Consider the following 13,586-nt stretch of genomic DNA (forward strand, 5'->3'; position numbering starts at 1 on the left):
TGGGGCCAGAGTCAGCGTGCCGTGAGCTACCCGTTGCAGGAGCGAGGCTGAGAGGAGATCGGTGAGTTGTCAATCGAGGTAATCCTGAGCCGCCTGTTCCCGCCCTGCTTCTTCTCGCGCCATATTCCGCTCGAAGCAACGGACACGAACTGAGCTCTTGCTTCGCGTCTTCCGCGAAGCACTGCAGAAATTCCTGCAGTGCAAATTCGAGTCTTCCCCATCCGCTTCGAAGCCGGTTTCGCCATTCTCGACCTGTTGCGTGGCGCAGGCACTTGCTTATTCACGCGCGCCCGACGGCCGTCCGCGTGGATTCTTGGAGGCCCCAATAAATGATGCAAGAACCTAGATGGCGGCCTGGACAAACTCAAGGTTGTCTTTGCTGCCGGTTCTGCAAAAGAACAGAAGGGATCTGATGCGAGAACCAACAAACGATCAGTGGAAAAGTATGGCGCCAGAACAAAAGAAGACCTACAAGGTCTTCATTGGCGTAGTTTTAATTCTTCTGGCCATACTTTTGATCAGGAAGTTGGTCTTTTGAATGACTCACCTCCGGTCCCGGATCGACGCCCCAGTGCCTCGGCATGTGGGCTCGCAGCCTGTCTCCATCTTCCCCTACGCCGCCGCCCCCCCAAACAACATCTCAACCCTAAACCCCCCATCCTCGGCATTCACAAGGTTAAGCTTCCCCCCCGCCTGCCGCACAAGCCGATCCACGATAGCCAGCCCCAGCCCCGAATGAGCATTCCCGCCGCGCGCTGGATCCAGCCGCACGAACGGCAGCGTAACGCGTTCCTTGTCCGCCTCAGGAATCCCCGCCCCCTGGTCTTCCACCACCAGCAGATACCCGTCCGGCGTGCGCGTCGTCGCGATGCATACCGGCGGCTTGCCATACACATAGGCGTTGTCGACAAGATTGCCGATGATCCGATCCAACTGCGTGGCAATCATTCGAAATCCATCACCGGCACCCAGCGACAGCACCACCTGCCGTTCCTGCTCCGCGAGCGAGGCAGCCAGTTCATTCACCCGACGGTCCACCGGCACCGGCCGCGCAGTCGGCTCACTGGTCTGTGCAAAGCTCAGAAACTGTTCCACGATAGCCGCCATCGAATCGACATCGCGCGTCACGCCCGCCGCCGCCTTCGGGTCCGACAACATCTCCGCGCGCAGCCGCAGCCGCGCCAGCGGTGTCTTCAAATCGTGCGCAATGCCGGCCAGCATGGTGTTGCGCTCCTGGTCGATGCGCGTCAGGTCCGCCACCATGCGGTTGAATCGCTCGATCAACTGGCGCAGCTCATGCGGCCCGCGCTCGCGCAGCGGCGCTACCGGCTGCTGCCGGGACAACTGCTCCGCAGCCGCCGCCATGTCGCGCACCGGCCGCTGAATCTGCCACGCGATCAGCAGCGCAAAGATGATGGCCACGCCCACGACAAGCATCACGCCCGGCACGAGCCGGTTGTCGGGCGGAGGATTGTGAACCCAAAGGATCGGCATGGCGATCCAGTTGTCGCGCGTCGGCAGCTTGATCCACAGCCGCGGCGTGGCTTCGTCCTCGACCCGGATCTCGGTGCCTTGCGGCAGGCGGGTGATGAACTGCTCCACCAGCCGCCGCGAGCGGCCCTTGGGCACGATGGTGTGTTCTTCGGCGCTGGCCTCGCTGGCCACCTCCACCAGGCTCGGCAGCGGCACGGGCGGGCGCGCATCGAGCGCGCGCTGGATGCTGGCGAACTGGAACAGCATCTGCTCGACCGAATAATCCACCTGTTGCTGGCGCCGGTCCATGCGCAGGATGGCCAGCCAGGAGAAATGGCTGATCACCAGCACGGCAGCGATCAGCAGCGCGATGCGGCCGAACAGGGTATCAATACGCAACTTCATGTCGGGCTCGTCGTTGCCGCCATGCCGTCAGATCGACAGCCGCGGCGGCATGGGCGTCACTGCGGAATGTCTTCGGCTTCGTCGGGCACGAACGTGTAGCCGCGCCCGCGCACGGTCTGGATGTAGCGCGGCCGCTGCGCGTCTTCGTCGAGCAGCCGGCGCAGGCGCCAGATCTGCACGTCGATGCCGCGATCGCTGATGCCACTGGCGGTGCCGTACATCAGCTCGACGATGCGCTCGCGCGAAAGCACTTCGAGCGGATGCATCAGCAGCAGCTTGAGCAGCGCGAACTCGGTGTCGCTGATCGACAGCACCTGGCCCGCGCGCTGCAGCGAGCGCTGTCGGAAATTCACGCGGAACGGCCCGAACGCGATCGACTCGCGGTCTTCGGGCGCAGCCGCCGGACGCGCCAGCTTGCGGCGCAGCACGGCATTGATGCGCGCCAGCAGCTCGCGCGGCGAGAACGGCTTGCCAAGATAGTCGTCGGCGCCGATCTCCAGGCCCACGATACGGTCGATCTCGTCGCTGCGTGCGGTCAGCAGGATCACCGGAATATCGTCGTTCTTGGCCCGCAGGTTGCGCAGCGCGGTCAGGCCATCGACCTTCGGCATCATCAGGTCCAGCACGATCAGCGCCGGACGTTCGCGCTCCAGGCGCGCCTGCAGGCCGTCGCCGTCGTGCAGCACGGAGACGGCAAAGCCTTGCTGGGTCAGGTACTCCCGCAGCAGGTCGCGCAGTTCAGGGTCGTCGTCGACGACAAGGATCTGGGTGGGCTGGTTCGTTCGCATAGGCACATGATAGTCAGGCTGGCCGCTTTCCTGCCGAATCGGGCTGGCGGCTTTGTTTCCGGAGATTACACGGGCGGCGCTGGTAATCCTCTGTAATAAACGCAGGCCGCGCTGAAACACGTGCATCCGGCGTCTCACATTATCCTTGCGGCATGGCATGCCTTTGCGCTGCCCGGCCTACCCGCAGGCCGCTGCCCCACGTGGGCAGAACCCCACGCCAGATGGGGCTAGTGCCGCACCTGATGCGGCATACTGCAAGCATCGCCGCGCCCGAGACCGCGCGAAGAACGCCGGCGCATAACGCGCCGCTCCCATGGATTCCGGACATGTCGAACCCCGAACAAGGCCAACACCTCACCCCGCCGTCCCGTCCACCGCAGGATCCCGGTCGCTCGCCGCGCCGCAAGCTGATCGCCACAGCCCTCGTCGTGCTGCTCGCCGGAGGCGGCTGGTACTGGTACAGCCACCGCGGCGCCGGCCCGGGAACGCAGGCGACCCCCGGCCCCGGCGGCGCCAGTGGTCCGGGCGCGCCGGGACGTGGCGGCGCCGGCGCGCCTCGCTCGCCGGTCGTGGTATCCACGGTCGCGCAGCGCGACATGGACGTAGTCCTGAACGGGCTGGGCAACGTCACGCCAGTGTCCAACGTCACCGTGCGCGCCCAGGTGTCGGGCCCGCTGCTCAAGGTGCTGTTCAAGGAAGGCCAGATGGTCAAGGCCGGCGACGTGCTGGCCGAAATCGACCCGCGCCCGTTCCAGGCCGCCGTGGACCAGGCCGTCGGCCAGCTGGCTCGCGACCAGGCGCTGCTGCAGAACGCGCGGCTGGACCAGAAGCGCTACAAGACCCTGCTACAGCAGGACTCGATCTCCAGCCAGCAGGTCGATACACAGGACGCGCTGGTGCGCCAGTACGAAGGCGTGGTCAAGACCGACCAGGGCAACGTGGATAATGCGAGGCTGCAGCTGGGCTATACCAAGATCGTCGCGCCGGTGTCGGGCCGCATCGGCCTGCGGCAGGTGGACCCTGGCAATATCGTCAATACGTCCGACACCAACGGCATCGCGCTGATCACGCAGATCCAGCCGATTGCCGTGCTCTACACCATCCCCGAAGACAACCTGCCCGCGGTGCTGAAAAAACTCAACACGGGCGAGAAAATGCCGGTGCAGGCGTGGGACCGCCAGATGCGCAACCAGCTTGGCGACGGCGCGCTGCTGACCACCGACAACCAGATCGACACCACCACCGGCACGGTCAAGCTCAAGGCGATCTTCCCGAACGCCGACGGCATGCTGTTCCCGAACCAGTTCGTCAATGTGCGCACGCGCGTCGACACATTGAAGGACGCCACCGTCATTCCGGTGGCCGCCGTGCAGCGCGGCCAGCAAGGCACCTTCGTCTACGTGGTCGACGACAGCAGCAAGGTCAAGGTGCAAGTGGTCACGCTCGGGCCCGGCGACGGCACCCGCACCGCCGTGCTCAAGGGCGTGGAGCCTGGCCAGCGGGTGGTGGTCGATGGCGCCGACCGGCTCAAGGAAGGCATGACCGTGGAAGCCGTGGACCCCGCCGCACGCGCGGCCCAGCTGGTGCCGGCCAGCCAGCCGCGCGGACGTGGACGCCGCCGTGACGGCAGCGGCTGGGGTGGCGCCAGTGGCGCCCATGCCGACGGCGGCGCGAGCGCGCCGCAGGGCGAACACCGCCGCCAGCGCGAAGGTGCCGGCACGGGCGGTGCCAGCGGCGCCGCGGCCGATGCCCCCGCCGCGCGCCGCCAGCAGTAAGGATTCCGCATGAACCCGTCACGCCTCTTCATCGAGCGCCCGGTAGCCACGGCGCTGCTGATGCTGGCCATCCTGCTCTCCGGGCTGGTGGCCTACCGGCTGCTGCCGCTGTCCGCGCTGCCCGAGGTGGACTACCCCACCATCCAGGTCACCACGCTTTATCCGGGCGCGAGCCCCGACGTGATGACCTCGTCGATCACCGCGCCGCTCGAACGCCAGTTCGGGCAGATGCCGGGGCTCAAGCAGATGTCGTCGTCCTCGTCGGGCGGCGCATCGGTGATCACGCTGCAGTTCGAGCTGACGCTGCCGCTCGACGTGGCCGAGCAGGAGGTACAGGCGGCCATTAACGCCGGCAGCAACCTGCTGCCGTCCGACCTGCCGATGCCGCCGGTCTACAGCAAGGTCAACCCGGCCGACGCGCCGATCATGACCATTGCCATGACCTCCGACACGCTGCCGCTGCCCAAGCTGCAGGACATGGTCGACACGCGCGTGGCGGCCAAGATCTCGCAGATCCAGGGCGTGGGCCTGGTCACCATCAGCGGCGGCCAGCGCCCCGCGGTGCGCATCCAGGCCAACCCGACCGCGCTGGCGTCGCTAGGCATGTCCATCGACGACCTGCGCACAGCCATCGGCGCGGCCAACGTGAACGGCGCCAAGGGCAGCTTCGACGGGCCGGCGCGCGCCTCGACCATCGACGCCAACGACCAGCTGCGCTCGGCCGACGAGTACAAGCAGATCATCATCGCCTACCAGAACGGCGCGCCGATCCGCATCACCGACGTGGCCGATATCGTCGACGGGCCCGAGAACAGCCGCCTGGCCGCATGGGCCGGCGGCAACCCGGCCATCATCCTCAACATCCAGCGGCAGCCCGGCGCCAATGTGATCGAGGTGGTGGACCGCATCAAGACGCTGCTGCCACAGCTGCGTACCGCGCTGCCGGCGTCGGTGCATGTGCAGCTGATGACGGACCGCACCACCACCATCCGCGCGTCGGTGCATGACGTCCAGTTCGAGCTGTTCCTGGCCATTGCCCTGGTGGTGATGGTCATCTTCGTGTTCCTGCGCAACGTCTCGGCCACCATCATCCCCGGCGTGGCCGTGCCGCTGTCGCTGGTCGGCACGTTCGGCGTGATGTACATGGCCGGCTTCTCGATCAACAACCTGACGCTGATGGCGCTGACCATCGCCACCGGCTTCGTGGTCGATGACGCCATCGTCATGATCGAGAACATCATGCGCTACATCGAGGAAGGCGATTCCCCGATGGAAGCGGCGCTGAAAGGCTCGAAGCAGATCGGCTTCACCATCATCTCGCTGACGTTCTCGCTGGTGGCCGTGCTGATTCCGTTGCTGTTCATGGGCGATGTGGTCGGCCGCCTGTTCCGCGAATTCGCCATTACGCTGGCGGTATCGATCCTGATCTCCGCCGTGGTCTCGCTGACGCTCACGCCGATGATGTGCGCGCGGCTGCTGCGCCACGTGCCGGAGGCACAGCAATCGCGCTTCCACAAGGCCACCGGGCGCTTCTTCGATAACGTGATCCACCGCTACGGCATTGCGCTCGAATGGGTGCTCGACCGCCAGAAGGCCACGCTGGTGGTGGCCATCGCCACGCTGGTGCTGACCGTGCTGCTGTACATGCTCGTGCCCAAGGGCTTCTTCCCGGTGCAGGACACCGGCCTGATCCAGGGCATTACGGAAGCCGCGCAAACCACGTCGTTCCAGGCCATGGGGCTCAAGCAGCAGGCGGCGGCCAAGGTGGTGGCGGAAGACCCGGCCGTGGCCAGCGTGTCTTCCTTCATCGGCGTCGACGGCTCCAACACCACGCTCAACGCCGGGCGCATGCTGATCAACCTGAAGCCCAAGGGCGAGCGCGAATCGATCGGCGTGGTCTCGCAGCGGCTGCAGCACGCGGTGGAAAGGCTTGGCGGCATTTCGCTGTACACGCAGCCGGTGCAGGACCTGACGATCGAAGACCGCGTGTCGCGCACGCAATACCAGTTCACGGTGGAGGATCCCGATCCGCAGAACCTGTCGACGTGGGTGCCGCGCCTGGTCGAGCGCCTGCGCCAGGAGCCCGAACTGCGCGATGTGGTCAGCGACCAGCAGAACAACGGCCTGCGCGCCTATGTGGATATCGACCGCGACGCCGCGGCGCGTTTCGGCATCACCACGGCAGTGATCGACAGCGCGCTGTACAGCGCCTTCGGCCAGCGGCTGGTGTCGACCATCTTCACGCAGTCGAGCCAGTACCGCGTGGTGCTGGAGACCATGCCCGAATTCCGCAAGGACCCGCAGTCGCTCGCGGAACTGCGCCTGCCTTCCTCGTCCGGCGGACAGGTGCCGCTGGGCGCGTTCGCGCGCATCAGCGAACGCACGGGGCCGCTCGTGGTCAACCACCAGGGACAGTTCCCGGCGGCGACCATCTCGTTCAACCTGGCACCGGGCGAATCGCTGGGCGCCGCGGTCGACAAGATCAGCAAGGTGGAGCAGGAACTTGGCCTGCCGATCTCGATGCAGACCGAGTTCCAGGGCGCCGCGCTGGCGTTCCGCGCGTCGCTGTCGAACACGCTGTGGCTGATCCTGGCCGCGGTGGTGACGATGTATATCGTGCTGGGCGTGCTGTATGAAAGCACCATCCACCCGGTGACCATCCTGTCGACGCTGCCGTCGGCGGGCGTGGGCGCGCTGCTGGCGCTGCTGCTCGCGGGGCAGGACCTGGGCATCATCGCGATCATCGGCATCATCCTGCTGATCGGCATCGTCAAGAAAAACGCCATCATGATGATCGACTTCGCGCTCGAGGCCGAGCGCGAAGCCGGCATGGCGCCGCGCGACGCCATCTTCCAGGCCTGCCTGCTGCGTTTCCGTCCGATCCTGATGACTACCATGGCCGCGCTGCTGGCCGCGCTGCCGATGATGCTCGGCACCGGCATCGGCTCGGAACTGCGCCGGCCTCTCGGCGTGACCATGGTCGGCGGCCTGCTGGTGAGCCAGGTGCTGACGCTGTTCACCACGCCGGTGATCTACCTGGCCTTCGACCGCGTGGCCTATCGCCTCAAGGACTGGCGCAAGCGCCGCTTCGGCGACCCGGAAGAAGGCGGCCCGGATGAAGGCGATCCGTCGGCAGCGGGGCCGCGATGAACCTGTCCGCCACGTTCATCCACCGGCCGGTCGCCACGGCGCTGCTCACCATCGGCATCCTGCTGGCGGGGCTGGCGGCGCTGCGCCTGCTGCCGGTGTCGCCGCTGCCGCAAGTGGACTTCCCAACCATCTCGGTATCGGCCTCGCTGCCGGGCGCGAGCCCCGAGACCATGGCCGCCACGGTGGCCACGCCACTGGAGCGTGCGCTGGGCACCATTGCCGGCGTGACGGAGATTACCTCCAGCAGCTCGCTCGGCTCGACCCGCGTGACGCTGCAGTTCGACCTGTCGCGCGATATCGACGGCGCCGCGCGCGACGTGCAGGCGGCCATCAATGCGTCGCGCGCCACGCTGCCGACCAGCCTGCCGAACAACCCGACCTACCGCAAGGTGAACCCGGCCGACGCGCCGATCATGATCATCGCGCTGACCTCGCCGACCATGACGCGCGGCCAGCTCTATGACGCGGCGTCGACGATCCTTTCGCAAAAGCTGTCGCAGGTGGAAGGCGTGGGCCAGGTGACCATCGGCGGCTCGTCGTTGCCGGCGGTGCGCGTGGAACTGAACCCGACCGCGCTGAACAAGTACGGCATCTCGCTCGAGGACGTGCGCAATACCATCAGCGCGACCAATGCCAACCGGCCGCTGGGCACGCTGGAGAACCGCTCGAGCAACTGGCAGGTGTACGCCAACGACCAGGCGATGAAGGCGAGTGACTACATGCCGCTCGTGATCCGCTACGCCACGCCAGGCACGTTCTCGTCGGCGTCGGCCGGCGCGCTGATCGCCAGCACCGCCAACGCCGCGGCCATGGGCGGCGTGAGCACCAAGGTGGTCAACGGCGTGACCGTGACCACGATCACCACCAGCAGCGGCACCACCACCGTGACCAGCGGCGCCACCGGCGGCAACAACGCCACCAAGGGGCCCAACGCCTTCGCCGTGCCGGTGCGCCTGCAGGACGTGGCGAGCGTGGTCGATTCGGTGCAGGATATCCGCAACGCGGGCTCCGCCAACGGCAAGCCGTCGGTGCTGCTGGTGCTCAACCGCTCGCCGGGCGCGAACATCATCGAGACCGTCGACCGCGTGCGCGACATGCTGCCCAAGCTGCAGAAGATGATCCCCGGGGCCATCGCGATGGACGTGATGATGGACCGCACGCCGACCATCCGCGCGTCGCTGCGCGAGGTCGAGCACACGCTGATGATCTCGGTGGCGCTGGTGATCATGGTGGTGTTCCTGTTCCTGCGCAATGTGCGCGCGACGTTCATCCCCAGCGTGGCCGTGCCGGTATCGCTGATCGGCACGTTCTCGGTGATGTACCTGGCCGGATTCTCGCTGAACAACCTGTCATTGATGGCGCTGACCATTGCCACCGGCTTCGTGGTGGACGACGCCATCGTGGTGCTCGAAAACATCTCGCGCCATATCGAGGAAGGCATGAAGCCGCTGGCGGCCGCGCTGCGCGGCGCGCGCGAGGTCGGCTTCACGGTGCTGTCGATGAGCCTGTCGCTGATCGCGGTGTTCATTCCGCTGCTGATGATGGGCGGCATCGTCGGGCGCCTGTTCCAGGAATTCGCCATCACGCTGTCGGTGTCCATCCTGGTGTCGCTGGTGGTGTCGCTGACCACCACGCCGATGATGTGCGCGCGACTGCTGCGCCCTGCGGTGCCCGAGCAAGAACAAGGCCGCTTCTTCCGCGCCAGCGAACGCGTGTTCCGCTGGCTGCATGACGGCTATGCGCGCACGCTGGCCGTGGCGCTGCGCTACAGCGCGGTGGTGTGGCTGGTGCTGCTGGCCACGGTGGCGCTCAATGTCTGGCTGTACGTGATCGTGCCCAAGGGCTTTTTCCCGCAGCAGGACACGGGCCGCCTGATCGGCTTCATCCGCGCCGACCAGGCCACCTCGTTCCAGGCCATGCAGCCGAAACTGGACAACTTCATCCGCATCGTCCAGTCCGACCCGGCCGTGGAAAACGTCACCGGCTTCACCGGCGGCTCGCAGCGCAACACCGGGCAGATGTTCGTCACGCTCAAGCCGCTGTCGCAGCGCAAGGAAAGCGCCGATGCCATCATTGCGCGGCTGCGCATCAAGCTGGCCAAGGAGCCCGGGGCAAGCCTGTTTCTCACGCCCGTGCAGGACATCCGCGTCGGCGGCCGGCAGAGCAGCTCGCAGTACCAGTTCACGCTGCAGTCGGACGACCTGCAGGTGCTGCGCGACTGGGAGCCGAAGGTGCGCGCGGCGATCTCGAACATCAAGGGCATCGAGGACGTCGACACCGACACCAACGACAAGGGCCTGCAGACCTCGGTCATCATCGACCGCGATGCCGCGTCGCGCCTCGGCGTCACGGCGCAGCAGGTCGATGCGGTGCTCAACGACGCGTTTGGCCAGCGGCTGGTGTCGACCATCTACAACCCGCTCAACCAGTACCGCGTGGTCATGGAACTGAGCCAGGAATACTTGCAGGGGCCGCACGCGCTGAACGACATCTACGTGGTCACGGGCAACGGCCGCCGCGTGCCGCTGTCGGCGTTCGCCACGGTCATGCCGACCAGCACGCCGCTGGGCGTGAACCACCAGGGGCAGTTCGCCGCGTCGACGATCTCGTTCAACCTGGCCGAAGGGTTCTCGCTGTCGCAGGCCACCGATGCGGTCAAGCGCGCCATGGCCCAGATCGGCGCGCCCGAGACGCTGCAGGCCAACTTCCAGGGCGGCGCCAAGGCGTTCCAGGACTCGCTCAAGAGCCAGCCGGTCCTGATCCTGGCGGCCATCATCACGATCTACATCGTTCTTGGCATCCTGTATGAAAGCTATGTCCACCCGCTGACGATCCTGTCGACGCTGCCATCGGCGGGCGTGGGGGCGCTGCTGGCGCTGCTGGCGTTCCAGACGGAGTTCAGCATCATCGCGCTGATCGGCGTGATCCTGCTGATCGGCATCGTGAAGAAGAACGCGATCATGATGATCGACTTCGCCATCGATGCCGAGCGGCGCAACGGCCTGTCGCCGCGCGATGCCATCCACCGCGCCTGCCTGCTGCGTTTCCGCCCGATCCTGATGACCACCATGGCCGCGCTGCTGGGCGCGGTGCCGCTGGCCATCGGCCGCGGCGACGGCGCCGAGCTGCGCGCGCCGCTGGGCATCTCGATCGTTGGCGGACTGGTGGTGAGCCAGTTGCTGACCCTGTACACCACGCCGGTGGTCTACCTGACGCTGGACCGCTGGCGCCTGAAAGCGAAGGCCTGGCGTGAACGCCGCCGCGGCGGTCCGCGCGATGCCGCGCCCGCGACCGGCACTGAATCATGAAGACGATGATGAACTCCCTCTCCCGCCTCCTCACCCGTGGCGCACCCGTGCCGCTGGCCTGCGCGCTGCTGCTCGCCGGCTGCGCCGTGGGTCCCGACTACAAGCGGCCCGATGCGCCGGTCTCGACCGCGTTCAAGGAAGCGCCTGCCGACGCCGAAGCCTGGACCGGCGAGTGGAAGACCGCCGAGCCGCAGGACGCCCACGCGCGGCCACAGTGGTGGCAGGTGTTCGGCGACAGCCAGCTCGATGCGCTGATGTCGCAGGTGCAGATCTCGAACCAGAACATCAAGGCCGCGGAGGCGCAGTACCGACAGGCGCTGGCCTCGCTGCAGGCCGCGCGGGCGGGCTTCTTCCCGACCGTGGATGCACAGGCGGGCGTCTCGCGCGCGCGCGGCGCGAGCGGCAACACGCTCAATGGTCAGAGTGCGACGCTGGGCGCGACCTGGGAACTGGACGTCTGGGGCCGCGTGCGGCGGCAGGTGGAAAGCAGCGAAGCGACCGCGCAGGCCAGCCAGGCGGACCTGGCCTCGACCCTGCTGTCGACGCAGGCGACGCTGGCGCAGAGCTACTTCCTGCTGCGCATTGCCGATGCACAACGGGCGCTGCTGGACCGAACCGTGGCCGACTATGCGAAGTCGCTGCAGCTCGTGCAGAACCAGTACAAGGCTGGCACCGCGCAGCGTTCCGACGTACTGCAGTCCGAAACGCAGCTCAAGAGCGCGCAAGCGCAGCAGCTCGATATCCAGATCACGCGTGCGCAGCTTGAGCATGCGATTGCGGTGCTGGTGGGCAAGCCCCCTTCGGACCTGACACTCGGCCAGGCAGATCTCGCCAGCGCGCCGCCACGCGTGCCGGCGGCGGTACCTTCGCAACTGCTTGAGCGGCGTCCCGACATTGGCGCAGCGGAGCGTCGCATGGCGTCCGCCAACGCGCAGATCGGCGTAGCGCAGGCCGCTTATTACCCGACGCTGTCGCTGTCGGCCAGCGGTGGGCTGACGGCCAGCACGCTGGCGCGGTGGATATCCCTGCCGGACCGCGTCTGGTCAATCGGCGCGGGGCTGGCCGGCACGCTGTTCGATGGCGGCCTGCGTAGCGCGGCCAAGGCGCAGGCCGTGGCCGCCTATGACCAGACCGTTGCCAATTACCGGCAGACCGTGTTGGGGGCGTTCCAGGAAGTCGAGGACAACCTCGCCGCGCAGCGGCTGCTCGAACAGGAATCGGTGGTGCAGAACGACGCGGTGCGGGCGGCGCGCGATGCGCTGGCGCTGGTTAACAACCGCTATCGGGCTGGTACGGCCAGCCTGCTTGATGTGCTCGTCGCCCAGACCACGGCTTATACGGCCGAGCGCACGGCGCTGACGCTGATGGGCCGGCAGTACACGGCTAGCGTAGTGTTGATCAAGGCGTTGGGGGGTGGGTGGCATCAGGAGGAATTGGGCGGTGGCGCGGCTGCTACTGTCGGGCAGAGGTGAATGTGATTTGACGAGGTGTCGCCCTTGGCTGGCGTGGCTGTTTCGCCGGCGTAGCCGGCGACCTACTTTTGTCCGAGCGACAAAAGTAGGCAAATGCGCGTCTTCGTGGTCGACGAACGGCTCAATGGATACTGACGGTACAGGGCATAGCCACACTGCCTGCCGCGTAGATGATCAGGATAGAGGCGTCGGAAGAGCAAACCCGGATTACTTGGTGGCCCCTGCTAACCGCGTCATCGGTTGGACGCCTACGGCTGCGCTGCGCGCGTGTCGGAGTCCGGATTCTTTGGCCGCGGCAATGCCTGCCCACATATCCTCTCCCGTAACCACCGCGCCGCCTTGCCAGGCGGGCGCTGCTTCTGCCACACCAGTTCCAGCGCCACTGGCCAGTCCTGCTCCTGGAACGCCAGCGGCGGCGATACGAGCTGCGCCGCCGCAGGTGAATTGGCCACAACGTGCCATGGCACGAACGCCCATCCAAGCCCCCGTTTGACCAATTCGACAATCACCCACTGGCTCTCGACCCACCAGACGTCCGATGCCACGCGCAGTCGCATCTTTTCCTCGCTGTCAGTGCGCGTCGCGACCATGAGCTGACGGTAGCGCTTCAATTCTTCCCAGTCGACACGCTGGCCGCCCGCAAGCGGATGGTCCGGCGCGCACAGGATCTTCATCGGCACCCAGCCCAATGCATGGAAACCCAGCGCGGGCGGCAAAATCTCCTGCCGCCACATGATGCCCAGATCCGCGCCGCCTTCAATCACCAGCCGGCTGACGTCCTCCATCAAGGGAAACAGCAACTCCAGCTCGACTGCGGGAAAGCGACCGGAAAATTCCTCAAGCAGCATGCCGAGCGTCTCTTCGGGATACAACTCGTCCACCGCCAGGACCAGCCGCGTCTCCACGCCCTCGCCAAGGCTCATGGCCACGCCACGGAAATGCTCGCAGCGCTCCAGGATCACGCGCGCCTCGACCAGCAGCCGTTCGCCGGCCGGGGTCAGCACCGGATAGCGGCCGGAACGGTCGAACAGCGCATTGCCAATATCGATCTCGAGATTCGCCACCGCCGTGCTGATCACCGACTGAGCCTTGCCCAGCCGACGCGCTGCAGCGGAGAAGGAACCTGTCTCGGCCGCTGCCGCAAAGGCCTGGAGCTGCTCAAGGGAAAGGGACATGGCGGATAAATTGGCGATGTATCTGTTTTAGCGATACTAC

The 13,586-nt window shown here is 66.5% G+C and carries 7 protein-coding genes; 4 read left to right on the forward strand and 3 right to left on the reverse strand.

Annotated features, from left to right (window positions below; all coding sequences use genetic code 11):
• Positions 1-612 precede the first annotated feature (612 nt).
• Entirely contained in the window at positions 613-1,878 is a 1,266-nt protein-coding gene (locus tag AC3FKG_RS07980) for an ATP-binding protein (protein ID WP_488742813.1), read from the reverse strand.
• Positions 1,879-1,934: 56 nt separating this feature from the next.
• The gene (locus AC3FKG_RS07985) at positions 1,935-2,666 is read right to left on the reverse strand and encodes a response regulator (RefSeq protein ID WP_483710538.1); all 732 of its coding nucleotides are present in this window, start codon (positions 2,664-2,666) and stop codon (positions 1,935-1,937) included.
• A 326-nt stretch (positions 2,667-2,992) separates the two neighbouring features.
• On the opposite strand from AC3FKG_RS07985, the gene AC3FKG_RS07990 reads away from it, so the two are divergent.
• The 4 genes from AC3FKG_RS07990 to AC3FKG_RS08005 are packed head-to-tail and all read left to right on the forward strand — an operon-like array spanning position 2,993 to position 12,371.
• The gene (locus AC3FKG_RS07990; protein ID WP_488742814.1) at positions 2,993-4,441 is read left to right on the forward strand and encodes an MdtA/MuxA family multidrug efflux RND transporter periplasmic adaptor subunit; all 1,449 of its coding nucleotides are present in this window, start codon (positions 2,993-2,995) and stop codon (positions 4,439-4,441) included.
• A 9-nt stretch (positions 4,442-4,450) separates the two neighbouring features.
• Positions 4,451-7,591: an MdtB/MuxB family multidrug efflux RND transporter permease subunit gene (locus tag AC3FKG_RS07995; RefSeq protein ID WP_488742815.1), complete on the forward strand. Its 3,141-nt coding sequence runs from the start codon at positions 4,451-4,453 to the stop codon at positions 7,589-7,591.
• On the forward strand, positions 7,588-10,899 hold the full coding sequence (locus AC3FKG_RS08000) for an efflux RND transporter permease subunit (protein WP_483710535.1): 3,312 nt from the start codon (positions 7,588-7,590) through the stop codon (positions 10,897-10,899). Before AC3FKG_RS07995 ends, AC3FKG_RS08000 begins: the two co-directional genes overlap by 4 nt.
• 8 nt (positions 10,900-10,907) lie before the next feature.
• Positions 10,908-12,371: an efflux transporter outer membrane subunit gene (locus AC3FKG_RS08005; protein ID WP_483711455.1), complete on the forward strand. Its 1,464-nt coding sequence runs from the start codon at positions 10,908-10,910 to the stop codon at positions 12,369-12,371.
• A gap of 248 nt (positions 12,372-12,619) precedes the next feature.
• Here AC3FKG_RS08005 and AC3FKG_RS08010 read toward each other — a convergent pair whose 3' ends face one another.
• Positions 12,620-13,546: a LysR family transcriptional regulator gene (locus AC3FKG_RS08010; RefSeq protein WP_488742816.1), complete on the reverse strand. Its 927-nt coding sequence runs from the start codon at positions 13,544-13,546 to the stop codon at positions 12,620-12,622.
• Positions 13,547-13,586 lie beyond the last annotated feature (40 nt).

It is taken from the genome of Cupriavidus sp. 22TCCZM04-2, assembly GCF_057798895.1.